Origin of the sequence: Pseudomonas caspiana (assembly GCF_002158995.1) — a bacterium.
Taxonomy (GTDB): domain Bacteria; phylum Pseudomonadota; class Gammaproteobacteria; order Pseudomonadales; family Pseudomonadaceae; genus Aquipseudomonas; species Aquipseudomonas caspiana.
Genome location: NZ_LOHF01000004.1, coordinates 1 through 24,738 on the forward strand (window position 1 = coordinate 1; position 24,738 = coordinate 24,738).

General features: G+C 56.9%; 31 protein-coding genes and 1 tRNA gene. 16 read left to right on the forward strand and 16 right to left on the reverse strand.

Annotation, left to right across the window (positions count from 1 at the left end; all coding sequences use genetic code 11):
• Window positions 1-179 precede the first annotated feature (179 nt).
• A complete protein-coding gene (locus tag AUC60_RS06610; RefSeq protein WP_087265298.1) occupies window positions 180-1,610 on the reverse strand; it encodes a M48 family metalloprotease in 1,431 nt (476 codons plus the stop codon).
• 149 nt (window positions 1,611-1,759) lie between these two features.
• Between AUC60_RS06610 and AUC60_RS06615 the strand changes: the two genes are divergently transcribed.
• Both AUC60_RS06615 and AUC60_RS06620 read left to right on the forward strand, forming a co-directional pair.
• On the forward strand, window positions 1,760-2,011 hold the full coding sequence (locus AUC60_RS06615; RefSeq protein ID WP_087265299.1) for a sulfurtransferase TusA family protein: 252 nt from the start codon (window positions 1,760-1,762) through the stop codon (window positions 2,009-2,011).
• Between the two features lie 36 nt (window positions 2,012-2,047).
• Entirely contained in the window at window positions 2,048-3,118 is a 1,071-nt protein-coding gene (locus AUC60_RS06620; RefSeq protein ID WP_087265300.1) for an AI-2E family transporter, read from the forward strand.
• Between the two features lie 103 nt (window positions 3,119-3,221).
• Here the strand turns inward: AUC60_RS06620 and AUC60_RS06625 are convergent, their stop codons facing one another.
• A complete protein-coding gene (locus AUC60_RS06625; protein WP_087265301.1) occupies window positions 3,222-3,695 on the reverse strand; it encodes a peroxiredoxin in 474 nt (157 codons plus the stop codon).
• 9 nt (window positions 3,696-3,704) lie between these two features.
• Window positions 3,705-4,268 (reverse strand): glycine cleavage system transcriptional repressor, encoded by a 564-nt coding sequence (locus AUC60_RS06630; RefSeq protein ID WP_027899149.1) that lies wholly within the window; start codon window positions 4,266-4,268, stop codon window positions 3,705-3,707.
• 326 nt (window positions 4,269-4,594) lie between these two features.
• Here AUC60_RS06630 and dapA point away from each other — a divergent pair, with 326 nt between their 5' ends.
• The 6 genes from dapA (at window position 4,595) to AUC60_RS06665 (ending at window position 9,247) form a co-directional block, all read left to right on the forward strand.
• Window positions 4,595-5,473: a 4-hydroxy-tetrahydrodipicolinate synthase gene (gene dapA / locus AUC60_RS06640; RefSeq protein ID WP_087265303.1), complete on the forward strand. Its 879-nt coding sequence runs from the start codon at window positions 4,595-4,597 to the stop codon at window positions 5,471-5,473.
• An 18-nt stretch (window positions 5,474-5,491) separates the two neighbouring features.
• Window positions 5,492-6,607: an outer membrane protein assembly factor BamC gene (gene bamC / locus AUC60_RS06645; RefSeq protein WP_087265304.1), complete on the forward strand. Its 1,116-nt coding sequence runs from the start codon at window positions 5,492-5,494 to the stop codon at window positions 6,605-6,607.
• Window positions 6,608-7,366 carry an MBL fold metallo-hydrolase gene (locus AUC60_RS06650; RefSeq protein ID WP_087265305.1) on the forward strand — a complete coding sequence of 253 codons (759 nt, stop codon included), beginning with the start codon at window positions 6,608-6,610 and terminating at the stop codon, window positions 7,364-7,366.
• Between the two features lie 28 nt (window positions 7,367-7,394).
• Window positions 7,395-8,108: a phosphoribosylaminoimidazolesuccinocarboxamide synthase gene (purC, locus tag AUC60_RS06655; RefSeq protein WP_087265306.1), complete on the forward strand. Its 714-nt coding sequence runs from the start codon at window positions 7,395-7,397 to the stop codon at window positions 8,106-8,108.
• A gap of 93 nt (window positions 8,109-8,201) precedes the next feature.
• Window positions 8,202-8,291, forward strand: a tRNA-Ser gene (locus tag AUC60_RS06660).
• Between the two features lie 212 nt (window positions 8,292-8,503).
• Entirely contained in the window at window positions 8,504-9,247 is a 744-nt protein-coding gene (locus AUC60_RS06665; protein WP_087265307.1) for a hypothetical protein, read from the forward strand.
• Window positions 9,248-9,261: 14 nt separating this feature from the next.
• On the opposite strand, the gene AUC60_RS06670 is transcribed toward AUC60_RS06665, so the two are convergent.
• The 12 genes from AUC60_RS06670 to AUC60_RS06725 form a co-directional block, all read right to left on the reverse strand.
• The gene (locus AUC60_RS06670; protein WP_087265308.1) at window positions 9,262-10,500 is read right to left on the reverse strand and encodes an Arm DNA-binding domain-containing protein; all 1,239 of its coding nucleotides are present in this window, start codon (window positions 10,498-10,500) and stop codon (window positions 9,262-9,264) included.
• Entirely contained in the window at window positions 10,497-10,712 is a 216-nt protein-coding gene (gene xisR / locus AUC60_RS06675; RefSeq protein ID WP_085683173.1) for an excisionase family protein, read from the reverse strand. The genes AUC60_RS06670 and xisR overlap by 4 nt, the downstream gene beginning before the upstream one ends.
• A 9-nt stretch (window positions 10,713-10,721) precedes the next feature.
• Entirely contained in the window at window positions 10,722-11,480 is a 759-nt protein-coding gene (locus AUC60_RS06680; protein ID WP_087265309.1) for a DNA cytosine methyltransferase, read from the reverse strand.
• Complete coding sequence (locus tag AUC60_RS06685) at window positions 11,477-11,959, reverse strand: hypothetical protein (protein WP_087265310.1); 483 nt, start codon at window positions 11,957-11,959, stop codon at window positions 11,477-11,479. The genes AUC60_RS06680 and AUC60_RS06685 overlap by 4 nt, the downstream gene beginning before the upstream one ends.
• Before the next feature lie 71 nt (window positions 11,960-12,030).
• A complete protein-coding gene (locus AUC60_RS06690; RefSeq protein ID WP_087265311.1) occupies window positions 12,031-12,840 on the reverse strand; it encodes a DUF2303 family protein in 810 nt (269 codons plus the stop codon).
• A gap of 41 nt (window positions 12,841-12,881) precedes the next feature.
• Window positions 12,882-13,232: a hypothetical protein gene (locus AUC60_RS06695; protein ID WP_087265312.1), complete on the reverse strand. Its 351-nt coding sequence runs from the start codon at window positions 13,230-13,232 to the stop codon at window positions 12,882-12,884.
• Window positions 13,233-13,284: 52 nt separating this feature from the next.
• Window positions 13,285-13,524, reverse strand: a complete 240-nt coding sequence (locus AUC60_RS06700) for a pyocin activator PrtN family protein (RefSeq protein WP_087265313.1) — start codon at window positions 13,522-13,524, stop codon at window positions 13,285-13,287.
• A complete protein-coding gene (locus AUC60_RS06705) occupies window positions 13,521-13,895 on the reverse strand; it encodes a hypothetical protein (protein WP_087265314.1) in 375 nt (124 codons plus the stop codon). Before AUC60_RS06705 ends, AUC60_RS06700 begins: the two co-directional genes overlap by 4 nt.
• Complete coding sequence (locus AUC60_RS06710) at window positions 13,892-14,167, reverse strand: hypothetical protein (protein ID WP_087265315.1); 276 nt, start codon at window positions 14,165-14,167, stop codon at window positions 13,892-13,894. The genes AUC60_RS06705 and AUC60_RS06710 overlap by 4 nt, the downstream gene beginning before the upstream one ends.
• A gap of 11 nt (window positions 14,168-14,178) precedes the next feature.
• Window positions 14,179-14,751 (reverse strand): deoxynucleotide monophosphate kinase family protein, encoded by a 573-nt coding sequence (locus AUC60_RS06715; protein ID WP_087265316.1) that lies wholly within the window; start codon window positions 14,749-14,751, stop codon window positions 14,179-14,181.
• Window positions 14,748-14,945 (reverse strand): hypothetical protein, encoded by a 198-nt coding sequence (locus AUC60_RS06720; protein ID WP_087265317.1) that lies wholly within the window; start codon window positions 14,943-14,945, stop codon window positions 14,748-14,750. Before AUC60_RS06720 ends, AUC60_RS06715 begins: the two co-directional genes overlap by 4 nt.
• 125 nt (window positions 14,946-15,070) lie before the next feature.
• Complete coding sequence (locus AUC60_RS06725) at window positions 15,071-15,751, reverse strand: LexA family protein (RefSeq protein ID WP_087265318.1); 681 nt, start codon at window positions 15,749-15,751, stop codon at window positions 15,071-15,073.
• Window positions 15,752-16,276: 525 nt separating this feature from the next.
• On the opposite strand from AUC60_RS06725, the gene AUC60_RS06735 reads away from it, so the two are divergent.
• The 8 genes from AUC60_RS06735 (at window position 16,277) to AUC60_RS06770 (ending at window position 24,228) form a co-directional block, all read left to right on the forward strand.
• A complete protein-coding gene (locus AUC60_RS06735) occupies window positions 16,277-16,801 on the forward strand; it encodes a phage regulatory CII family protein (RefSeq protein ID WP_087265320.1) in 525 nt (174 codons plus the stop codon).
• Window positions 16,794-17,000 (forward strand): TraR/DksA C4-type zinc finger protein, encoded by a 207-nt coding sequence (locus AUC60_RS06740; RefSeq protein WP_087265321.1) that lies wholly within the window; start codon window positions 16,794-16,796, stop codon window positions 16,998-17,000. Before AUC60_RS06735 ends, AUC60_RS06740 begins: the two co-directional genes overlap by 8 nt.
• Window positions 16,997-19,684, forward strand: a complete 2,688-nt coding sequence (locus AUC60_RS06745; protein WP_087265322.1) for a bifunctional DNA primase/polymerase — start codon at window positions 16,997-16,999, stop codon at window positions 19,682-19,684. Before AUC60_RS06740 ends, AUC60_RS06745 begins: the two co-directional genes overlap by 4 nt.
• 328 nt (window positions 19,685-20,012) lie before the next feature.
• Complete coding sequence (locus AUC60_RS06750) at window positions 20,013-20,492, forward strand: hypothetical protein (protein ID WP_087265323.1); 480 nt, start codon at window positions 20,013-20,015, stop codon at window positions 20,490-20,492.
• A 238-nt stretch (window positions 20,493-20,730) separates the two neighbouring features.
• Window positions 20,731-21,117: a putative holin gene (locus AUC60_RS06755; protein WP_238599528.1), complete on the forward strand. Its 387-nt coding sequence runs from the start codon at window positions 20,731-20,733 to the stop codon at window positions 21,115-21,117.
• On the forward strand, window positions 21,110-21,400 hold the full coding sequence (locus tag AUC60_RS06760) for a phage holin family protein (RefSeq protein ID WP_238599529.1): 291 nt from the start codon (window positions 21,110-21,112) through the stop codon (window positions 21,398-21,400). Before AUC60_RS06755 ends, AUC60_RS06760 begins: the two co-directional genes overlap by 8 nt.
• Window positions 21,401-21,599: 199 nt before the next feature.
• Window positions 21,600-22,202, forward strand: a complete 603-nt coding sequence (locus tag AUC60_RS06765; RefSeq protein ID WP_087265325.1) for a terminase small subunit — start codon at window positions 21,600-21,602, stop codon at window positions 22,200-22,202.
• A 4-nt stretch (window positions 22,203-22,206) separates the two neighbouring features.
• Complete coding sequence (locus AUC60_RS06770; RefSeq protein ID WP_087265326.1) at window positions 22,207-24,228, forward strand: phage terminase large subunit family protein; 2,022 nt, start codon at window positions 22,207-22,209, stop codon at window positions 24,226-24,228.
• Window position 24,229: 1 nt separating this feature from the next.
• Here AUC60_RS06770 and AUC60_RS06775 read toward each other — a convergent pair whose 3' ends face one another.
• The gene (locus AUC60_RS06775) at window positions 24,230-24,667 is read right to left on the reverse strand and encodes a hypothetical protein (RefSeq protein ID WP_087265327.1); all 438 of its coding nucleotides are present in this window, start codon (window positions 24,665-24,667) and stop codon (window positions 24,230-24,232) included.
• Window positions 24,668-24,738 lie beyond the last annotated feature (71 nt).

Sequence of the window (24,738 nt, forward strand, 5' to 3'; positions counted from 1 at the left end):
GGCCTCGCGGTGCTCGTGCGCTCCTACAGAAAAGTATTCCAAATCAGATAGTTATGGTTTTGTTTGACGAGAGCGTGCTTGCCCGCGATTGCGCTGTTTCAGACACCCGTATTTATCTGATTCATCGCAATCGCGGGCAAGGTGGATCGTTACCCCGGTCGCTCCTAAAGGGAGCCGGGTTACATCATGTCCTTGACCATTCGCTCCTGATCCGCCAATTCCTTCTGCCGCGCGTCAATGCGTGATGCCAACTGGAAGTTGTTATTGGCGCGACGTTTGGCGAAGTCCAGTTGCTGGATGGCCTGTCTGAAATCACCCACCAGCGCGAAGTACTCGGCACGGGCCTGGTGCAGGCCGATGGTGTTGCCGTTCAAGCCACGGGTCTCGGCGACCAGATACCAGATGTCCGGATCGTCAGGACGGCTTTTCAGCAGCCCGTTCAGGGACTTCTCGGCTTCAGCAGTGCGGTTCTGTTTGAGCAGCACGTCGACTCGCACCTGATTCAACGGATAGTTGTCCGGGTACTGAGTCAGCATCCGGTCCACGCGCTGTTGTGCGTCGTTGAGCCGGTTGTTGGTGATGTCCAGATCGATCTGCGTAAGGTTGTAGGTAACGTCGTTCGGCGACTTGTCGAGCAAAGGCTTGAGGGTTTCCCGGGCTTCATTGAGTTGCCCGCCTTTGATCTGGGCAATGGCCAAGCCGTAACGCGCAGGATCGGATTTAGGATTTTCCGTCAGTTGGGCGCGGAAGCGTTTGGCGGCAATACCCGGCGTTTCTTCGTAAATCAATGCCACGCGAGCGCGCATCAGTTGATAGCGCACGCTGTCTTCCTTGCCGCCCGGTTTGGCCTGTTCGGCGCGGTTGCGGGTATCCGCGATACGCGATTCGGTAACCGGGTGAGTCAGCAGAAATTCAGGCGGCTTGGCGTCGAAGCGATACTGGCGCATCAAGCGTTCAAACATGGTCGGCATATTGCGCGGGTCGTAACCGGCTTTTTCCAGGTTGAGAATGCCGATCCGGTCAGCTTCCTGTTCATTCTGACGCGAGAAGCGCCGCTGCTCCTGGATGGCCGCAGCCTGAGAGCCGGCGATCGCAGCAATACCTGCATCGCCCGCACCCGCAGCCGCCATGACGATACCGGCGAGCATCGCTGCCATCACCGGCACTTGCATGCGCTGCTGGGCTTCAACACCCCGTGCAAAGTGGCGCTGCGACAAGTGAGCCAGTTCGTGCGCCAGTACCGAGGCATATTCGCCTTCAGTCTGGGCATTGAGGAACAACCCGCCATTGACGCCGATAATACCGCCGGGTGCGGCGAAGGCGTTGAGCTGCGGGCTGTTGATCAGAATGAACTCAAGGCGTCGGTCCTGCACCTGGCTGGTTTCCGCCAGGCTGTACACCGAGGTCTCGACGAAGTCCTTGAGTTGCGGGTCCGAAAGTTGCGCGACCTGGGCACGTAGCAGTCCAAGCCACGCACGGCCCAGTTGGTGTTCCTGCTCCGGCGAAACAATCGCGGAACTGGCATCGCCAAGGGACGGCAGGTCATCGGCATGCACAGGAACAGTCAACAGGCATGCGAGCGTCAGCAGGGTGGGGCGCAGAAAATTCATCCATGGAGCTCTGAGTTGGAGAGCCCCTACTGTAGCCGTCTCGATGGCCTGATGACCAGAGTGCGGTATTCTTCCGGCTTTCAAGATGTATCTGAAATAAACTTTTTGCCTTCGCATGGCAATTTGATGTGCCTGCCTGGAGATAAATGATGTCTGACGCTGTAACGCGCCCCGCAAGCTGTGACGCTGAAGTCGACGCGCAGGGCCTCAATTGCCCGCTGCCGTTGCTCAAGGCCAAGCTTGAGCTGAACCGCCTTTCCCGTGGTGCGGTGCTCAAGGTCATTGCCACCGACGCCGGCTCCCAGCGCGACTTCCGCTCCTTTGCCAGGCTTGCCGGCCATGAATTACTTCATGAGGAAGCGGAGGCGGGGGTCTACACCTACTGGCTGCGCAAGGCGTAAACCACCGGGGCCTATTCGCTTTCAAAAGGATTTTTGATGTTCAACGTGCTTCGCAACTGGGTACAACGCTACTTCTCCGATGAGGAAGCAGTCGTACTTGCGGTGTTGCTGTTTCTGGCTTTCACCATTGTTCTGACCCTGGGCGGCATGCTGGCGCCAGTGCTGGCGGGGATGGTGCTGGCGTTCCTCATGCAAGGACTGGTCAGTTTGTTAGAGCGGTTCCGTGTTCCTGAATCCGGTGCTGTTGGCCTGGTATTCATGTTGTTCATGGGCGCTCTGCTGGTGTTTTTGCTGGTTCTGGTGCCGCTGCTCTGGCATCAGTTGATCACCTTGTTCAACGAACTGCCGGGCATGCTCGCCAAGTGGCAGTCGTTATTGCTGCTGTTGCCGGAGCGCTATCCGCATCTGGTTTCAGACGAGCAAGTGCTGCATGCCATCGAAGTGGCTCGTGGCGAGATTGGCAAATTCGGCCAATGGGCGCTGACGTTCTCGCTGTCGAGCCTGCCGTTGCTGGCCAATATCATGATCTATCTGGTGCTGGTGCCGATCCTGGTGTTCTTCTTCCTCAAGGATCGGCGTCTTATCGGCCGCTGGGTGGTCAGCTATCTGCCCAGGGAACGCGCCTTGATGACGCGGGTGGCCGAGGAAATGAATCGGCAGATCGCCAACTACATTCGCGGCAAAGTCATCGAAATCTTCATCTGTGGTGGCGTGACCTACGTCGGCTTTGTTGCACTGGGCCTCAACTACGCGGCCTTGTTGGCGATGCTGGTGGGCATTTCCGTGGTGGTACCTTACGTTGGCGCGGTAGTGGTGACAGTTCCGGTGGCATTGATCGCCTTGTTCCAGTGGGGCTGGAGCGACCAGTTCATCTACCTTATGGTGGTCTACGGCGTGATACAGGCGCTGGATGGCAACGTATTGGTGCCGCTGCTGTTCTCGGAAGCGGTCAACCTGCATCCGGTCGCGATCATCTGCGCGGTGCTGTTGTTTGGCGGGCTATGGGGGTTCTGGGGGATCTTTTTCGCGATTCCGCTGGCGACTCTGTTCAAGGCCGTGCTGGATGCGTGGCCCAGGCAGGAACCGACCGTGGCACCGCTTTTGTAAGTGTCCAGCCTTATCGTCGGAATGCCGCCCAGACCAAGCACCGCTCCCACATATGGACTCAATCTCATGTGGGAGCGGTGCTTGCCCGCGATAAGAGCGACGCTTATTTAACTGCCAACGCCTGAGCCTTCTCCAGCACCGCCTCAACATGCCCCGGCACTTTCACGCCGCGCCATTCGTGGCGCAGTACGCCATCTTTATCGATCAAAAAGGTGCTGCGATCCACGCCAAGGTATTCCTTGCCGTACAGCTTCTTGAGCTTGATCACATCAAACAGTTGGCAAAGGGCCTCGTCCTTGTCCGAAATCAGCTCGAACGGGAACGACTGCTTGGCCTTGAAGTTCTCGTGGGATTTCAGGCTGTCTCGGGATACGCCAAACACCAGCGTGTTGGCAGCCTGAAACTGTTCATGCATGTCGCGAAAGTTCTGACCCTGAGTGGTGCAGCCCGGCGTGCTGTCCTTCGGGTAGAAATAAATCACGACCTGCTTGCCCTTGAGTTCGGACAGGCTCACGGCCTGTCCGCTGGTGGCTTGCACCTGAAAATCGCTAACCGGTTGATCTACTGCTACGGGCATGGGACTTCCTTACATAGGCGCTTGCGGACGCCACGGTTCAATCAGTGCATCGAGGTTCAGCGCGTCGGCGAAATCCAGGAACTGATCGCGCAGCCAACTGATCTGGATGCCCGCAGGCAAGGTCACGGTAAAGGTTGCGTTAAGCATGGTGCCACCGGTCTGCGGAGCCAGATAGGTATCGCAGATCAGGTTTTCCAGTTCCACGTTGTGGTCCATGAAGAACTGGCACAGCTCATTGATGATGTCCGGGCGATACGCCGAGCTGACGTAAGCCACGTAAGGCAGCGCCTCTGGACGGCTTTCCAGCGTGGCACTGCGTACCACGCTTGTAGTGAAATCGTGTTTCTTGGACAGGCCGGGCAGGCCGGTTTCCAGGCGGGCCAGGGCATCCCAGCTACCGGAGACTTGCAGAATCAACGCACTGTATTCGCCGTGACGGGTCAGGCGCGAGCTGACCACAGAGCAACGGCTTTCGTGACTGGCACGGCACAGGACGTTGGTCAGCTCCATTGGGTTTGCGCCAAGGGCACTGATGACAAGGAATTGTTCGCGAACTGTGGGGGTGGACGACATGCAGCATTCCTAGATGATGAGCGGTCGGTACATTTATTGGCTTGCAGGACCGAATCGACGATCGACAGCATCAGACGACAACCGCAGCTTCTGGCAGGTTGCGTCTGCCTGATTGACCAAAGGCAGGCTGCAACAGCGCTGGAGCAGGGGTTCTGACGTTAAAATCGACCGATTGAAGGAGGCGCGCAGATGACCAGTACCGATCAAAGAACGAAGGGTAGCGAAAACCATCGCTCAGGGGAATGCTCACAGCGTGGTACTTCGCTTGTACAAGGCTGATAGCGCCAGTACCATTACGGCTCTCTTTTTCCGGCAGGAGCGGTTGCATGATTGCGGGCAGTATGGTGGCACTGGTCACACCCATGGATGCACAGGGACGTCTGGACTGGGACAGCCTGAGCAAACTGGTGGACTTCCACCTGCAAGAGGGCACCAACGCCATTGTTGCCGTTGGCACCACAGGTGAGTCGGCCACGCTCGATGTGAACGAACACATCGAAGTGATCCGCCGTGTGGTCGATCAGGTTGCAGGGCGTATTCCTGTTATCGCAGGTACGGGCGCAAACTCCACGCGTGAAGCGATCGAGCTGACCAACAACGCCAAGCGCGCTGGCGCCGACGCGTGCCTTCTGGTCACGCCGTATTACAACAAGCCGACTCAGGAAGGCCTGTATCAGCACTTCAAAGCTATCGCCGAAGCGGTAGACATCCCGCAGATCCTCTACAACGTGCCGGGCCGTACAGCCTGCGACATGCTGCCAGAGACTGTCGTGCGTCTGTCCACCGTGCCGAACATCATCGGTATCAAGGAAGCCACTGGCGACCTGCAACGCGCCAAGGACATTCTGGCTGGTGTCAGCAGCGACTTTCTGGTGTATTCCGGTGACGACGCAACGGCGGTTGAACTGATCCTGCTGGGCGGCAAGGGCAATATCTCCGTGACCGCCAACGTTGCACCGCGCGCCATGAGCGAGCTGTGTGCCGCGGCCATGCGCGGTGATGCCGAAACTGCGCGGGCGATCAATGAAAAACTCATGCCGCTCAACAAAACCCTGTTTATCGAATCCAACCCTATCCCCGTGAAATGGGCCCTGAATGAAATGGGTTTGATGCCGGACGGTATCCGTCTGCCGCTCACCTGGCTCAGCCAGGCCTGTCACGAACCGCTGCGTCAGGCCCTGCGCCAGTCCGGCGTTCTGGTTTAATTGAGGAAACAACACGCAATGAAGCGATTGGCCGGACTTTCCGCACTTGCCTTGATTATCTCCAGCACCAGCGGTTGCGGTTGGCTCTGGGGTGAAGATGGTTACTTCCGTGACCGTGGCAGCGATTACCTCGAAGCACAGCAAACTGCACCGATGCAAATCCCGCCGGGTGTCTCGGAAACCAAGCGTCTTGACCCACTGCTGCCGATCCCGCGCAACGTGGCGGACGACACCGTTAAAGGCGAATTCGTAGTACCTCGCCCGCAACCACTGTCGACCACCGCAGATGCCAGCGATTTCAGCCTGCAGAAGAGCGGCAATAACAGCTGGGTGCTTGCCCAGCGTGCGCCTGCCGAAGTCTGGCCTTTGGCGCATCAGTATTTCGAAGATAACGGTTTCCGTATTGCCGAAGATCGTCCGCAAACCGGTGAGTTCAGCACCACATGGCAGCGTCTGGATGAGCTCTCCGCTGCGGTCGCCAAGCGCCTGAGCGCCGGCGGCGCAGCCTCCGATGCAGAAACCCGCGTGCGGGTGCGTATCGAACCGGGCGTGCAGCGCAACACCAGTGAAGTCTACGTCGTCAGCGCTGAGCGCCCGGCAGGCAGCACTGCTGACGTGCCGTTCACCGATCGCGCCACTAACGTCGCACTCGATGCCGCATTGACCGATGACATGCTGGCCAGCCTGAGTCGCAGCTCTGCACAGGGCGGCTCCGTGTCGTTGCTGGCAGCGCGTGACTACGACACCCCAAGCCGTGTTGCCTTGAGCGAAGACGGCAGCGGCAACCCGGTTCTGAACGTCGGTTCGGATCTGGATCGCGCATGGTCAAGCGTCGGTCGCGCCCTGAATCAGGGTGAATGGCGCGTAGAAGACATCAACCGCAGTCTGGGTCTGTACTACATCAACCTGGCAGAGCGGGCTGATACGCCTGAGAACAAACCTGGCTTCTTCGGCCGCCTGTTCGGCAGCAAAGAAACCAAGGAAGAGATCGATGCCCGTGCCGAACGTTATCAAGTGCGTTTGAGCAAAGTGGGCGACGACGTTCAGGTTACCGTCGAGAAGAACATCAACACCGTCGCACCGGCAGACATTGCCCGTCGCGTACTGGGTGTCATTCAAGACAACCTGGGTTAAGTGCGTTTCGCAGTATTAGGCAGCGGCAGCCAAGGGAATGGCACGCTGGTAGCCAGTGGCAACACGAATGTGCTGGTAGATTGCGGTTTCTCCCTGCGGGAAACCGAACGACGATTGGCGCGGCTAGGACTTAGCGCGCATCAGTTGAGCGCGATTCTAGTGACCCACGAACATGCCGATCACGTGCATGGCGTGGGTTTGCTGTCTCGGCGCTACAATCTTCCGGTGTACATGAGCAGTGGTACGGCGAGGGGGTTACGCAAGCCTGTAGAAGTCGCCGGGTATCTGGCGGGCGGACAGGATTTGCAATTGGGGGCGTTGAACATCCATGTGGTGTCCGTCGCTCACGACGCCCTGGAGCCGACGCAGTTTGTTTTCACCGACGGCACGCGTCGCTTTGGTCTGCTGACGGATCTGGGGTCGTACTGCCCGACGGTGCTGCAAAGCTACCACGGCCTGGACGCGCTGATGATCGAGTCCAACCACTGCCGCGACATGCTTGCCCGCGGTCATTACCCGTACTTCCTGAAGCAGCGGGTGGGTGGCAGCGAAGGACATTTGAACAACCACCAGGCCGCAAGCCTGGTGAACGAGTTGGGCTGGCAGGACCTGCAACATCTTGTACTGGCCCACCTCAGCAGCAAAAACAACCTGCCGCATCTGGCCCGGCAATGTTTCGTCGACACCCTCGGGTGCGATCCGGACTGGTTACAATTGGCCGATCAAGATTCAGGGCTCGACTGGCGACATATCGCATAGCCCAACTACTTAGCAAGCGGAGCCCATCATGGAAAAACGTGAAGAACTCTACCGCGGCAAAGCCAAATCGGTTTACAAGACCGACGACGCTGACCGCTTGATCCTGCTGTTCCGTAACGACACTTCGGCGTTCGACGGCAAGCGTATCGAACAGCTGGATCGCAAAGGCATGGTGAACAACAAGTTCAACGCCTTCATCATGCAGAAGCTCGAAGCTGCGGGCATTCCGACCCAGTTCGACAAACTGCTGGCCGACAATGAAGTCCTGGTCAAAAAGCTCGACATGATCCCGGTCGAATGCGTCGTGCGTAACTACGCCGCCGGTAGTCTGGTCAAGCGCCTGGGCGTCGAAGAAGGCCTCAAGCTCAACCCGTACACCTTCGAGCTGTTCCTGAAGGACGACGCCAAGGGCGACCCGTTCATCAACGAATCCCACGTGGTCGCATTCGGTTGGGGCACCGCCGAGCAACTGGCGCGCATGAAAGAACTGTCGCTCAAGGTCAACGACGTCCTGAGCAAACTGTTCGATGACGCCGGTCTGCTGCTGGTCGACTTCAAACTCGAGTTCGGCGTGTTCAGCGACGGCTCCATCGTCCTGGGCGACGAATTCAGCCCGGATGGCTGCCGCCTGTGGGACAAGGACACCAAGAAGAAAATGGACAAAGACCGCTTCCGTCAGGGCCTCGGTGACGTCATCGAAGCCTACGAAGAAGTCGCCAACCGCCTGGGCGTACCGCTCTAAGACGGAAAAAGTAACGCAAGCGCTTGATAGCACGAAAAAAAATCAGCAAAAGGTATCGCCTTCTGCGATTGAACTGTTATGATGCGCGCCGTTGGAGAGATGCCGGAGTGGCCGAACGGGACGGATTCGAAATCCGTTGTACTGGCGACAGTACCTAGGGTTCAAATCCCTATCTCTCCGCCATTACTGAACAAGACAAAGCCCCCGTAATCATTGATGATTACGGGGGCTTTTTCGTTTCTGGGCTTTTGTTTAGGGCATTTTTAGGGCAGAAAATGGCATCGAGAGAGACGCTCTAAGCCCGTGTAAGCTCCAGCCAATCATAAGGGGTGACATTGGGGCTTACGCTAATTGCGGGAGCGCGCGCGACATTTCGGCGTATCAGGGAGTTATGTATGTGGGTTTGGCAGGAAGCACGAGAGCGTTGGCTGTTGGTGGCTGTAGTGGTGGTGTTCGCACTACTTTGCTTGGTAAACCTTAGGCTGCCCTTGTTGCAGCTTCTGGAGGGCGGAGCTATTGCCGCATTTCTATGTGCAGACGCAACGATCAGCGTCACCAGCGATCTGCTTGTCGGACTCATATCTGCATATGTGTTCTATGTGATTATTGAGCTGTTGCCGAGTCACCGCAAGAAGGTTGAAACCTTGCGGGTTTTGAATTTGCTGGTTGCGTCTGTAGTCGATGCATATGATAAGGCAAGCATATTTGGTCATGAGAGGTCTCTCAGCTCACTTGATTTGATCGTCCTCAAGCGTTCGAAGCTTAAATCAACTCTCGATACTCTTGATGATGCTGGGTTTCTTCAACTCAAATTTGCAATGCAGACTGGACACTCTCGGTACCAGGATTTCCAGCATGCTCTCAGTCTGGCTGTTGGCTTATCCCCACAGCACGCCCTTAATTGGCTTGTGCTGACGGATAAGATCAGGCTGCTTGCCGATGAGTATGGTGCGCAGCCTGTCAATCCGAATGCAGACTACGCGACTCAAATCACATCAAACATCCAAGATGTGACAGTGTATTTTGTATATAAAAAAGAAATGGACCTGTATATGGCTGCACTCTTATCGAGGGTCACTGAGTTTTTCGAGGCGGCATTGGTATGGATGGAGTATCAACATTTCGAGGCGGGTTCTTGAAAAATTTATGTAAGTTATGGTCTTTCACAGCCTTGCTCACCAACTCGAAATCCAAGCATTTTGGAAACTATTCCCGCCATACTCTTGGTGTCTTTTGGTATCCATCTACCATAATGCTTTCGCACCATCGTAGTGTCGGCATGTCCGAGCTGTTTGGCCACCCATTCGACAGGCACATAGCTTGAAAGCATTTGGCTGGCGAACGTATGCCGGCACTGATTGGCACCTCGGTGACGCACATCGGCTATTTTCAGATGCGCGGTAAACCAATTGCTCAGTGTCTTACCGCTCCACATCAAGCCGCTGGAAGAGCTGCGGAAAAGAAACCTGACTTTCATCTTCTTCGATGTGATGTTGTCGCGCTGGATTACGGTGATCTCTTCGACGGGGGCTTCCCTGGCCGCAGCAACGATCTCTCGCATCAGTTCCAGTGCAGGGTCTATCAGCTCGACGAGTCTCACCCGGGAGCGTTCTTTCGGAACCTTAAACTCGCCCACGACTAACGCGCGTCGTACCTGCACCATGCCAGCATCAAGGTCGATATCCTCCACAGCGAGTGCGATGAGCTCGGATAGCGCAAGTCCGGCCCAGCAGTTGAACTCAATCATCCTGGTATCAGGTCGTCGTTCCGGATCCGCTTTGCCGATCAAATCAATCTCGGTGCGACTGAAGGGGTCGGCATGCTCAAGGTCGACGTCCGAGCCGACGTTGCTGATTCGATCCAGTGGGTTGGCTTTCAAGATGCCGTCGCCGAAGGCGTCAGCCCAGACACCTCGGACGACTGTGAATATGTCGTTCACTGTCTTTGGGGATAAGCCTTGCTTCAGCAGTTGTGCTTGAAACAGTTCGATATCGCTCTTGCTAATGTCCACGATTCGTCGTTTGCCAAATTTTTTTTCAACGTGCTTGGCCTTGCTGACATAGTTAACGACGGTGCTTGATGCTTTGAGTGCGCGCTGAACCTCCAGCCATCGATCAATACCCTCCTTCACGGTGCGCTTCATAGATGGCCCGCCTGTTCCTGTGAACATTGCTGCCCTAGGAGAGTTGGGAAAGTGAGCCGCATAGTCGAAGCGGCCCTCTTTAATCTCTGCAAGGATTGTGCGGCGTTTGTTGTCTGCATAGGCAATCGCAGCTTTGTTTACCTTCGAGATCCCATCTAGTGGTTCCCGGCATCGCTGGCCATTGAAGATGAACCAAATGCGCAGCTGTTTGCCGTTCATCTCAACACCTGTGGGCATCTTGTCACTCATGGTTGACCTGCCATCCACTTTTCGATTGCTTCCTTGTTGTAAACCAGCACATTGGCTGGGTCTGTACGGTAGTGCTTGCCCTCCAGCCACAGCCCTCGTGAACGATACTTTCGAACAGCTTCAGTGCTGAGTCCGAACACCGGATAAAGCAGGTCTTGCCGAAACCAAGCACCGGGTGTGATCTGAAAATCGATTTTCTCTGCTGCGCTCATGCGGCCACCTCAGTGCCTACCCTTGGTAAGCTCATAGAATGCTGTTGCTGCCACTCGTGGAACTTGTCCATTGCCAATGGCTTTAAGTCGGTCCACCCGATGGGCCACCCCATCAGCCACTCGGCCCATTCCGGGTTCAGATGACCACCATCCAGTGCCATCACGGCGTGATCCAGGCGATCGTTCGAACGGTCGGCCCCTGATCGGCGAGTCAGTGCGGCGGGGGAGGATCCCTTTGCCATGCTCGCCACCGGTGTTGGCCATCGTCTGGCGGGTGTCTTCTGCGATGAGCCAGATCCGGTCGCGCTGATGAGGGGCGCCGAGGTCGGCCGCTCCGATAACACCCCATCGCGCGTCATACCCCATTTCGGCAAGATTACCGAGCACCACGGCAAGTCCTCTTCCCACAAGCAATGGTGAGTTCTCCAGTTCGACGTAATGCGGTCGTACCTCATCGGTAATTCGTGCCATCTGCCGCCACAGTCCGGAGCGGGCGCCGGCGATACCGAGGCCGTTGCCTGCAACCGAGATGTCCTGACAAGGAAATCCTCCCGAAACCACGTCAACAAGGCCTCGCCATGGTCGTCCGTCAAAACTGCACACGTCAGACCAAATCGGGAAAGGCGGGAGCAGTCCATCGGCTTGTCGTTGCGCCAGAATCTGTGCGGCGTAGGCATCACGCTCAACGGCGCAGACGGTGCGCCAGCCGAGGAGTTGGCCGCCGAGTATTCCGCCACCAGCGCCTGCGAAAAGAGCCAACTCATTCACTTGGCCTCCAACAAACGGTCGAAACACTCCTCATCAGGCTTCGCGGATGAGCGGGTATGAGTGATCAGAGTGGTATCTGTTGTGTTTAAGGCGTGAAGTGTTTCGCGAATGCGTGCTGAGAACTGCTTGAGTAAGTACTGGTGCGCGGTCGCTTTGTCTGCTTGATCGGTGGCGCGTAGCCCCCTCCAAGTGCGGGCTGCGAGCTCCAGTGTTTGTGAGGCGGCTATTAGTTGAATGCGGTCGGAGTGAGTGAATTGGGCCGTTTTGATCAGATCAAGATCGCGATGCTGTTCCAGAAGTCGTTCAATTTCCGAGTGCAGTTGCTGAGCGTGCTCGGCGTGTTTAGCACTAAGGTCGATTGTCGCTTGGTGGGCGTGTCTGCGCTCTATGCGCACGACGGCCCGCCACACTAAGTATCCCAATGCCGCCCAACTGATGGGCATAAGTACGGCGATGACTATCAGGTGCTGTGCTTGCATGTGCTGTGTCCTAGGTAGAGCCCGCCGCCAGATCGTTGGTGAGAGGGCGGCGGCGGGGTGGTGCAAACGGCTTATGCGAGGGTGAAGGTGCCGATGGTCAGTTCGGTCGACGTGCCGACTTCCTGAGCCACCACTTCTTTAAACTCTTGCGCCAGGTCTTCACGCAGCTGCGCTTCGCCAATCCAGCGCAGACGCAGTACCGGCTGGTCGCCGCCAGTCAGCACGGCCACTCGCAGCTGGATGGTCTGAGACTTCAGTCCCTCGTAGGGGATGGACTGAAACAACAAGGTCGCTGGCAAGCCGTCAGTTGACTTGGCTTCAATCTGATCCATAGCGGATCGCGAGGAGCTCATATCACCCACCACATGCTCGCTCTTGCGGGCTTGCTCGATGGTGATGGAGCGGATTGCCCCAGCAGCGCGGCGCAGCTCAATCTCTTCACCCTGGGCGTCGAGCGCGATGAGGTTCGGTGCCCAGTCTTCAATGAAGTCGCTGAGGTCTTTCTGAGAATGTTTCGATCCGGCTGCGGCTTCCACTGCGATGAAAGCTGCAGTCTTCTTCAGCGTCAGAGTGGAGAAGTAGTCGCCGTGACCGGGGGTGTCTTGATCGCCGAGGTTGAAGAAGACCGTGCAGGTCATGCGGTCGCTATCAATGAAGGCCCGACTATTTCCATCGGCGTTCGCGCTGACATAGCTGCTGAAATCCAAGAGGGAGCTCGTCGTCAGTCGGCCGCGAAAGCGGCTACGGTTCTGTTCGAATTGCTCCAGGCTCAGCACGGTGCTTTCACGTGACAAAGCGATGGTCGGCATGTGGGTATCCAGCTTCTTGGCATTTGCCAGTACAGCGGTGTCTTGAATCAACTGAATTGCTTTGGCTTCCATGGAACATTCCTACTGTGGTGAGAGGTATGGAGTCGTGTTTTTTAGCTTCGGGCGTTGATTGGTGCCGCCTGCCGGTCGAACAGTTGGTCGGCTGCTGGAGTTTCGGGGAACAAGGTCAGGCGTCCGCCTTCGCCGACGTACATAGGCGTATCGAGGGCCGTGTCCTCAACAATGCTGCCGCGCTTCGTTGGGATCTTGAATGACAGCTTGTGGTTGACGGTGACCTGGTGGCTGCTTGCGACCTGCTTCAGGTTGAACGTCACGGTGACTTGTCCGGCCTTACCGTTGTCGACAACGCCTGCGGCGACCTCAGACAGCGCGCGGCCGATCTGGTCGGCGAATACGCCTGCATTGAGTTCGCCAATAAACTCGGCGGTATCTGTGGGCTTCATGTGCTGTGCCTCAGTGAGTTGTTGCCGCTGGAAGGCAGCGGCCACCTTTGAATCACGCTGCTTTCGGCTTCGCTTGTGCGTCCAGAAACTCAGCAAGGTCATGCAGGTAGACGACGGGCTGGCCCTGTCTCCCGCCGATCCGTGTCACCTTGAGGTTGATCTGCCCGGCGCTGATCTTGCGCATCAGGTAACGATCACTTGAGATGTGCGAGAAGTAGCGTCCGCGCACTGCGCTCAACGTCGGGCAGGGGGTGGCGAACTCTTCCCGCAATTGATCCAGTGTGCCGCTCACGCTGAGTCCTCCCCGTGCCCCTCCTTTTGGGGCACCAACTGAAACCGGATTAATTCGGCCAGACCTTGCGCGGTCTTTCCCCGAGCGGTAGCGCAAAGACGCCCGTGCTGGTCCGCGACGACGGCACCATAGGGTTTCTCGGGGCAGCGGGTAGGAGTGATGTATGCGATCTGGCCTTCGAGAACGACGGCATCGACCAAGCGGAACACCTCGGCCAGTTCTGCAGTTACCGCTGGCAACTCTTCCAGCATTGAGATGGCTTCTGCTGTTGCGCCGATCAGCGTTGCTCGGCTGATAATCTGCGGGCTGTTACAGAAGATCGGGACCAACTTAAGCGCACCGACGGCGTAAGTGATGGCGTTCAGGGTCATGCTGCGTCGTCCTTTTTGGTGATGGTGATGTTCAGCTTCTTGGCTATCCACTCGACCCCGTCGTTCTTCACCATCACGACGGCGTAGTGCATGTACTTGCCGAGCGTTTTGTTCCAGCGAGACCGAGCGTCCGAGTACAGGTAGCCACGCTCGCGGTGAGCGCTTGCGAGATCGCCGGATGAATTCAGCACGCCGAGTTCGCGCAACCTGGTGCGGAACGCGCGTGGCTTGAGTCCGAGCAAGGTGGCTGTTTCGTCCAGGGTGCGGTTCATGGCGACCGGCCTCAGGCGACAGCGAGCAGATCGCGGGCGCGAAGTGCTCGATGGAGTTGGTCGATGGCCAGCAGCAGTTCTGGCTCGCCCGCGTCGTTCTGTAGCGTCAGATCGTCAGGGTGTACCGAAACCCCGGCTTCACTGATGTGAGGGTTAACGCCTTCGGCATCTGGCCGTCGTAGATGCACGATAACCCCGCCACGTTTGCGGATGAAGTCGGCTTCATTCTCGAAACGAACGTCGCTGATGACGAAGCCGGGAGCGGTGTCGAATAGGACGCTCATGCAGTCGAGGTTCTGCTGCGCCAGATTGATCCAGAGGTCGGCACTGATCAGGTGGCGACCCCACTCGGTGCCGAGCAGTTGCATCAGTTGCCGAGGTGAGCGACCTAGCCAGTCAATCGGCTGCTCTTTTTTCTCGCCTTCGATGTCCTCGTGGCTCAGATTGAAGATCGCCATGATCCCTTGCTTGAGTGGGTCCGCGAATGCGTAGCACTCGAACCCATGCTCAGTGGCCAGGTGGTTTGCGGTCGTGGTTTTCCCTGCGCGGGCAGGGCCGGTGATGCCGATGAGGATCTGTTTCATGCTGCGTCACCTCCCCATGGACCGAAGTTGTCGGTTGCCGTTGGTGCCTGCACAGCGTGAGCGGTGCCGGATTTTGGGGTGATGATTACCAGTAGACCGGTAGTGCGCTGGATGGCACTGACTGAATTCGGGCTGGTGGCTGCTGCAGGGTGTAGGTACACCGGGCAGCGACGGTTGTGCTGTGTAATGTGCATGGCTCGTATCCTGTGGTGAGAGGGTTACGAGCCAGACAATACAAAAGCGTATTGATCGAGTCAATACGCAAACGTATTAATAGTGCTTTTTTCGGAACTGTCGCGGGGCCTGGGTAAAGCTGCGGTCAGAAAATCTCCACTTTAGAGATTACGACGCCGCAAATTACGGCATCTGGTGGTATCTCGATCACAGGTTCAGGCCACGTAGGGTTTAATGGCCTAAGGAATCGTCGAGACCCTTCAATCACGAGTTGTTTAAATGTGGCCTCATCACTATCTATCAGTTTTGCTATTACAAGTGAGCCGTTCTCAGGATCGCGCTGTGGGTCGACATAGATGATGTCTCCGTCGCGAAATGAACGCCGCTCATGAGGGTTGAACATTGAGAGTCCGCGAACGCGTAATGCATAGGTCTCTTTACTGTGATAGACAGCGCAGGGCAGCCAAGTGTCTACGTCTTCGACACTTCGTACGTCGCTGATCTCGCACCAAGATCCGGCTTGAATCCAAGATATTAGAGGAACGTCGCCGCGTACTTGCGGGCCTGGCTCAACGTTGGAAGATCCCCGCAATAATTTGGCGCTGGGTTGGGGGAAGTTCTCGGCACCGTTTTGCCCCGTCCACAGCCACTGGCTATTGACCTGCAATGCCCTTGCTATTTTCTCAACGTTTCCATGACGGGGGCTTTGCGATTCGCCCGTTATTATCCTGTGGATTGTTGGCTGAGAGACGCCAGACCGCCGACCTAGCTCTCCTTCTGAGAGCTTCAGTTCTTCCATCCGTTGAGCAATACGTTCGCCGATCACTTTTTAGCCTCTGATTCAAAAACGTATCGAAATTGTATTGCCTGCATCAATACGCTTGCGTATTATTCGGTCAATGCGAAAGCGCATAGGTGAAATCATGACTATTCAACAGATGCTTGCGGATCTCCTTGGAAGAGGCTTTTCCCAAAGAGCGATTGCTGACCAAGTTGGAACGACCCAGCCCACTATCTATCGAGCGACAAAGGGGGCGGATATCCGATATGAAACTGGAAAGGCGATTGAGCGAATGTATTCAGAACAGCAAAGCGCATTAGACCAGCGGTCTGCTGCGTAAAAGTTGCAGGGCCGGGGGCCTCTCACCACAAGAATTTCCCCCGACCCAGCTGGGGCAGTGCAAAACACTGCCAACTCCGCCGACCAAGGCCCTCTCACCACAAGATTAGCTTGGTCGGCTAGAACGATGAACGGTGCCGCACAGCACGTTTAGCACAGCACATCGGTCGTGGTCGTAGGATAGGGCGAGTCCCTGCCTGTGGCTACACCGTAAACGGGGATTTTACGGTTATGAGTCGCACGGATCTTTTGCCTGACGCTGGTCAGGTTCTTTCGTTGCGCCAGGCGCTCTACCGCGCCGGGCGTGATTACAAGGGCGGGATCACTGCTCTTGCCTACGAGATGGTGTTGGACAACGACACCCTTCAGAAGAAGCTCAAGCTTGATGAAGAGCGCCGCTGGCTCACTCCAGATGAATTGGAAGAGGTTATCCGTCTGACGGGTAGCCCGCTGTTGCTCGACGCATTGATGCGCCCGGCGGGGGCTGTTTGGTACAAGCCGGAACCTGTCGCAGCTACCAAAGATGCACTCAAGGCTGTTTGCAGCTTACTGGCTGAAACGGGCGAGTTCGTCTCCAGTATGCACAGCGGCGCAGCTGACGAAATCTGGGAACTGCACGAGGTCGCGCAATTGGATAAGCATGGCGTCGATGTGATCCGCGCGATTCTCGGCATCATGGCCGGTGCCCGGCAGGCAATGGAAGATCGTATTGAAAGCGATGCGCTTCAGGCACTGGAGGCTCGCGACAATGGCTGACGTTATCGATATTGCCAACGATCAAGCCGACTACTTCCTGCAGGTTGCCCTTGATCGCCGTCAGCGCGGCGTGGTTTCTGTTGTCAGCGCTGTGGATTGTGAAGATTGCGGCGACGTCATCCCGGAACCTCGTCGGGTTGCTGCTATTGGGTGCGCCACTTGCATCGATTGTCAGGCGGCTCGGGAGCGCCGTAGATGACCGGCAGTCCAACACCAATTTCAACATGGGCGCGTCGTTACTGTGAAACGTTCGGACTGGCACTGGTACCGATCCAGCCTGGTGAAAAAGGCCCGAAAGGGAGGGGCTGGAATCTGCCGGGCAAGTACATCGTTGACGCCGAAAAGGCCGAAGCTTTCTGGACCAGGAACCCGAATCACAACCTTGGCGTAGTGCTCGGGCCGAGCCGCGTCTGCTCTTTGGACGTTGATGATGTCCAGTGGACGCGTCACGTGCTGTACGAGCTGCTTGAGGTTGATCTGGATGCACTAGCCTTGTCGTTTCCGACCGTCGTCGGCAACCCAGAGCGTTTTCGCGTTTTGTTCCAAGTGCCTGAAGGTATCGACCTGACTCGGCACGCCTTGGCATGGCCAAACGAGAATGACCCGGACGGGGCCATACACAAATCGATCATGCTGAAAGCTAACGCTGCCCGCGATGCGGGGGATACTGCTCGGGAGGCGCTGTACAAAGCTGAGGCGGAACATTACAAGCGGCTCACCGTGTTCGAGCTGCGCGCTGGTTTGGTTCAAGACGTTTTGCCGCCGTCGATTCATCCAGGCACCGGCAAGCCGTATACCTGGCGCACGCCGCCTGACGCTGCGGGCCTTCCGGTTCTGATCGGCGACCTGCTGAACGTCTGGAACAACTGGGATATCTTTAAGCGGGACGCCGAGGCTGCGTGTCCGTGGGCACCCAAAGCCGATAAGCCTGCCCCCAAGGCGAAAACCAAGCCCAAGCCTATGCCGGGCGGCAGTAATCGTCCTTCGGTGATTGATGAGTTCAATCGTTGCCACGACGTAGGGGAGATTCTGCGCGCGAACGGCTACGTGAAGAAGGGCAGCAAGTGGCTTTATCCTCAAAGCAGCACCGGGCTTCCGGGTATCACTGTCTCCGAGGACGGCAAGGTGTACTCGCACCACGCCGCTGACCCATTGGCTAACGGTCATCAGAACGATGCGTTCGAGGTGTTCTGTTTGCTGGAGCACGGCGGCGAGCAGTCGAAGGCGGTAAAGGCAGCTGCACAGATGCTCGGCATGCAGTCAACGCGTCCGAGTTCGAGTGATCTTCCCCCGGCCCCAACTGAGGAAAGCCCCGAGCCGAACCCTAGCGCCTTGAGTGAGGCGGCTCCTGCATCTGACGGGGGCGCGGGGGAGCAGCTCACTATCGAGCAGGTATTGCGGCGTTTTGCTCTCGTCGAGGGTACGACCCACGTCTGGGACTTCGACAAGTCGCGGGTCATGAAGAAGTCTGCATTTGAGGCGCGTGTAGGTAAGCCTCTGGCGAAACTGTGGTTGGACGATACTGACAAAAAGTTGATCGGTGACGATCAGGTTAAAGAGATCGAACAGTCGAGAAAAATGGCGGGCAAGAAAGGTGGTGCTCTCGGCATGCGCCCGGTTGAGCGCTATGTCTACATCGACGGGACCAAGGACGTGTGGGACCGGGAGAAAAAGCGCCGGATCGCTGAGGGCGCGGTAAAGATGGCCCTGGGTGATACGTACCCGCTCTGGTTGAACAGTAGCGAGCGGCGCGTCGTTGATGTAGAGCATATTGTGTTTGACCCGACTATGACCAAAGACCCAAGTGTTTACATCAATACGTTCGACGGCTTGCCGTTGGAACCAGTGGATGACGATGAAGCGTGCGCCAACCTACGGTGGTTGATTTCTTTTCTCTGCAACCATGACGCCGACGCTGCTCTGTGGCTCACTCGCTGGCTTGCTTATCCGCTGCAACACCTCGGTGCCAAGATGGACACCGCCGTTCTGATGCATTCCATCATGGAAGGGTCAGGCAAAAGCCTGCTGTTTGCCGATGCCTTTGGCGAACTCTACGGCCAGTACGCTGCCACGGTTGGTCAGACCCAGTTGGAAAGCAATTTCAACGCCTGGCAAAGCCGCAAGATGTGGGCTGTGTTCGAAGAGGTTGTTAGTCGCGACCAGCGCTACAACCAGGTAGGCAAGATCAAACATCTGGTGACGGGTAAAACTGTGCGGATGGAGTCGAAGTTCATCAATGGTTGGGAAGAGGCCAACCACATGAACGCCGTGTTCCTCAGCAACGAGATCCTACCCTGGCCAATCAGCGAAAGTGACCGGCGGATGTTGGTCATGTGGCCCATGGAGACTTTGCCGGTTCCCCGGCAAAAGGCGATTGGTCATGAGTTGAAGAACGGCGGCGTCGCGGCGCTCTATGGCTGGCTGTTGAAGGTTGATCTCGGCGACTTCAATGAGCGCACCCGGCCACCCAGCACTGATGCGCGTGAACGGCTGGTTGCACTCAGTCGAGCCGGTTGGCAGACATTCCTTAATCTTTGGAAATACGGCGAGCTCGGGCGCGGCCTTTGGGGCGCGTGTTTATCAACCGACCTTTACGCGCTGTTCCTTGAGTGGTGTCAACGAAACAAAGAGCATTCGATGAGCCAGACGAAGTTCTCGCTATTCATCAGCTCTGAGGTGGAAAAGACGCGATCTATACCGTGGACTGAGCGCAATGATCGACGCTTCGGAGCGTTCTTCTTCCCGAACGATCCTGACGCTTCCCTTCCCCCATCAATGAAAGCGCCGGACTTGGGTAAGTCGGTAGAGGACTGGCGTGCGAAGGCTCGTCTGGCTGGTTGGAACGTCGACGGCTGGGATCATATGAAGGCGGCTGCGGCATGAGTACACCTAAAAGTGTGTTGGGTGTGTCGGGTATGTGTTGGGTTGATTTCAGCTACCAGACACAGATTGAGCCCTTGTTATTCGCGGCCTCTAGGGCGTTGTGCTGGGTGTGTTGGGTTTGGCGTCGCGGGCGCGCATGCGTGACGTTATTTCCATCGTCAATGGAGAGGAAATTTTTTTCTCATGCGAGGACAGATAAACCCAACCAACCCAACACACTCAACACAGTTATTTGTAAGTCATTATCTTTAAAGGGTTTTAGGTGTGTTGGGTTTGTGCTGGGTAGGGTGTTTTTTGTGTTGGGTTCGTTTTTTGGGGGAAAAGGGCAGTGATCAAGGAGATTGAAGAATTCATGGTTCATTGGGGCGAGCAGAAGCGCCAGCTCGGCCAAGGCGGTGGTCTGGGCAGTCAGATGGGGGCCATTATCGAATGGGGTGGAGCGCCGCCTCGTGGCACGCCGGGTTGCCGGATCCTTGGCGGCGGTGCAGGTATGGACCACATCGCGTCTGAGATTGATGCGGCTGTGGCCGAACTGGAGCGCACCGGCCGCATGCCATTGGCGCAGCTTGCGAAGTATCGTTATTGCGCCCAGGCAACCGTCCGTGAGCAGATGAGGGAGGTTGGCATTGCCGAAGGGGCCGAGCGCACGTATCGGAACTGGGTAGACCGGCTGCATCAGCAAGTCCTTTTGATTTTGACGGTTCGCAGTGGGACCACGCGCGGTTATCCCGTTGGTAAACAGCCAAACAGACATCTGAAAGTGTCGACAGGTACGGGCAGGAACTCTGCTATACCGCGAGCCAACTAACCGTTCGTCCGGGCCAGTTGTCGAAGTCGTGTCGAACTCATGCCAAAGTCGTGTCGAAGTCGAACCAACCTTTAAACAGGACTTTTCGGTTTTTCCGAACGTAGGTACAAAGGCGCCACGATATGCGATTTGCGCCTAAGTCGCCGATAGAGCACGTGCTGTGCATGCAACACCGGCCTTCCCCTGGCCGTCACCAACCCCGCTCCGGCGGGGTTTCTTATTTCCGCCCCTTGGGTGAATGCAATGGAGTACGAGCATGGGCGAGCCAGCGAGCACGACCGCGTCTGTCGTGGTGGCCGGTGCGGCGGGAGCCGGGTTCGCCGGTTTGCTTACGGGCATTGATACTCTCGCTGCCATTGGCGCGCTCGCGGGATCATTGGTGTTCTTCACTACGACTGAAGAGTTGCCGGTGTGGAAGCGCATAGTCTTCCTGCTGGTCTCCTTCGTCATGGGCTACCTGTTCGCTCCCGCCTTGGTGGACTTCGAACTCTGGGGCATTCGGCCTTTCAAGTACTCGGGTCCGGCGGCGTTCGGTGCTGCGGTGCTGGTTGTGACCGTTGCGCTCGCCGCCATCAAGAGACGAGGCCGATTCGACGCTCAACAGCCTGGAGGTCAGGATGGATGATGCACTGATTGCCGCACTTCTCACTCAAGTGACCTTTTGGTTGTGCATGAGTTTGTTCATTCGGCTGTTCACGTTTCGCCGTAAGGGCGCGCGGTTCCGTCGAGACATGAGTTGTCTGGCTTGGTTGATGATGGCCAGTGCCGGTGCGGCGATGGTGTACATCGGCAAGGGTATGTTGATCGTGCAGGTTACTGCATGGCCGCTCGTCTTGATCCTCGCCGTATTCGTCGGTTCGGTTTATCAGAGCAGTGGTAATTTGGCACGTGTTTGGAAGGTTGGGTGAGCGGCAGTCCGGAGCGGATCGTGACTGATCCACGGCCCTTGGCCAGTCCTTGAAAACTGCCGGGGACCCTGGGGTTATTCCGTGGGTACGGGGTCGCAAACCCGCGGGAAAGTGTTAGCGGCTGGGTTCCCAGCTTACTGAAATTCAATCCATTGAAATTGAAAGGTTTCCATTGAAAAGCCGTTGAAAAGGAGGGCTTATGACAGAACCAATGTACCTGTCAAAGAGCGCCTTCGCGGCTCGGATTGGCAGGGCACCCAGCTACATCACTTGGTTGAAAAACAACGACCGACTGGTGCTGAGCGCCGACGGTAAGCAGGTCGATGTACTGGCCAGCGAAGCATTGATTCTCGACACCGCTGACCCAAGCAAGGCCGCCGTCGCGGATCGCCACCACCAAGACCGGGTCCAGCGAGATGTTTACAGCCAGCTCTCCAGCCATGTCGAGCCGACTGCGACGGCTGCGCCGCCGCTCGCGTTAACACCTGCGGGGCAGCTCCCGGATTTCCAGAAGGCACGCGCACTGCGCGAGCACAACCTGGCGCAGCTCGCCGAGATCGAATTACTAAAGGCCAAGGGATCGCTGGTCGCCATGACTGCGGTCAAGGACGGTGCCTTTAACGCCGGACGCATGCTGCGCGATCAATTGCTGGGCATGCCGCCGCAACTTGCCCCCGAGCTGGCATCCCTGACAGACCCATGGGAAATCGAGAAGCACCTGACGGCGGCCATTCGCCGTTGTCTCGAAGACGCAGAGCGTATGTCTTCTGCTGACCTTGAACATGCACTGACCACGAGTTAAGCCTATGACCTCGGAAATTCCTGACGGTGCAGAGGTGTACCGTGAGGCGTATTTCCGTGGACTGAAACCAGACCCGGATGTCTGGATCGATCAGTGGGCCGATGAATACATGCGGATTCCGCGTGATACCGGCGCAGCTGAGCCTGGCAAATACCGCACCTCGCGCACCCCGTATGCCCGCGAGCCAATGCGATGCCTTTCACCGGCCCATCCCTGCAAGCGCGTCGTCACCATGGTGGCTTCGCAGCTGATGAAGACTCAGATCGCATTGAACTGGATCGGCGGTTTGATCCATATGGCACCGTCAAACATCCTGACGCTGCTGCCAAGCCTTGGTCTGGCCAAGCGTGTTTCGTCCAGGATCGGCAAAACAATCAAAGCCACGCCGGTGCTGCGTGAGCGTGTGGCGTCCAGCCGGTCGAGGGACTCGCGTAACACCATGGACACCAAAGAGTTTGAGGGTGGCTCGCTTTACGTCACCACTGCAGGCTCGGCGGCCAACCTTTCCGAGTTATCGGCGCGCTACGTTTACGGCGACGAGATCGACCGCTGGGAAGTGGACATCGGCGAAGAAGGCGACCCGATTGAGCTGGCGGAAACCCGGGGCAGTACGTTTGGCCGCAATGCCAAGTTCTATTTCTCCAGCTCCCCGACGATCAAGGGCGCTTCGCGGATCTCTGACCTGTTCGAGGGTAGCGATCAACGCTACTTCTACGTGCCATGTCCGACCTGCGGTCACATGCAGGTTTTGGAGTGGGAGCAACTGCACTACTCGAAGGATTTCAGTGTCGTGCATTACCAGTGCGCAGCCCCTGAATGTGATGTGCTTATCGAGGAGTTCCACAAGGGCGAGATGCTTGGGCAAGGCGAGTGGCGCAGCCATTCAGAGGGTGACGGGGAGACCGTCGGCTTCCACCTGAATGCGCTGTATTCACCGCTGGGCTGGATGGATTGGAAGTCACTGGCAAAGCAGTTTGAAAAAGCCAAGAAAGCCCAGGCCAAAGGTGACTTGGAGCCCATGCAGGTGTTTTACAACACCCGTCTGGCGAAGGTCTGGGACAGCGCACAGGAGCAAACCAAGGCCACCGTGCTGAAAGAACGGGCGCGTTTGGAAGACTTCACGCTCGGCTCGCTTCCCGCTGCGGTGCTGATGATCACCGGTGCGGTCGACGTGCAAGCCAATCGCTTGGAGTTCATGGCCATGGGCTGGGGCGTCGGGATGGAGCGCTGGGTCGTTGACTATCAGATCGTCTCGGGCGACCCCGCCGATGAGCGTACATGGGCGGCGCTGGATGAATTGCTCAAGGCAAAGTACCGCCATCCGTGCGGCGTTGGGCTTGGCATCCTTGCAGTTGCTGTCGACTCTGGCGGTCACCACACCGATGAGGTTTACCAGTTTTGCCGTGTTCGTCGTTGGCGCAATGTGTTCGCCATTAAAGGGGCGAGCAAGCCCGGCAAGCCGGTGATTGCACAGCGGCCTTCAATGGTCGACGTGACCTGGAAGGGCCAAACGGAACGCAACGGTGCTGAGCTTTGGTTCGTCGGTACCGACACAGCCAAGGACTGGATCTACAACCGTTATCCGTTTGAAGCTGGCCCGGGTGCGCTGCACTTTGCCAGCGATCTGCCGGATGACTTCTTTGACCAGTGCGTGGCAGAGCGCAAAGTCGCCCGTTATGTCCGGGGCCACAAGCGTATCGAGTGGGTCAAGGGTAAGGCAGAGCGAAATGAAGCGCTCGACCTGATGGTTTATTGCCTGGCGATGGCGCATTACCTAGGCCTAAACCGCTACAAGGAACATGACTGGGAGCGTGTACGACAAGCCCTCGCGCAGACTGGCTTGTTTGATGAAGCGCTCGGCATCAAGCCGGTTCAAGGCGACCGCGTCAGTAACCCAGGGCAACCGGCCCCAGTTGCGACTCTTCAGCCCCTGACGCAGCATGCTGTTCCGACTGTGCAACCGCGCCAAGCAGCGCCGCCACTTCAACGGCGCAGCTCAAGCAGCGGTTATTTAAAGAGGCGCTGATTTAGCTCGTTACACCCAGCGTGGGGCCAATCAATTTGGCCCCAATACCTAAAGCTTCGGTGACCAAGCCTCTAAATACTTCTTTCGATTCCTCTTTAGAGAACTTGGAAAGAGATTCGCCTATGGAGGGACCCTTTCTCAAACTCTTTGGAAGCGATTTGAGAGCAAGCATTCCTTGCGCAGTCAGGACTACATTTTTCAACGCGTCTCTATCTTCGTAGCGTCCGTTAGTTCTTATGTACCCAGAGTCTGCAAGCCACTGTGCAGTCGATAATATGAATTCGACCCGCTTGATGAACGCCGCTTGCTGCTGACTGTTACGGATCTTCGCGTAATCAATAAACTCCGATGCCCCAAGGTCTCTCGGGGTTGGAAACGTTTTATACAGGCTCCCGAAGATCTTTCCTGTGTAAGTGTCGAATAACTCAATGTTTGTCAATTCACGATTCCTTGCGTTTTAACACCGCTAATTGGCCGTACTCAGCCCTCGGTGGGGCTGATCATCATATT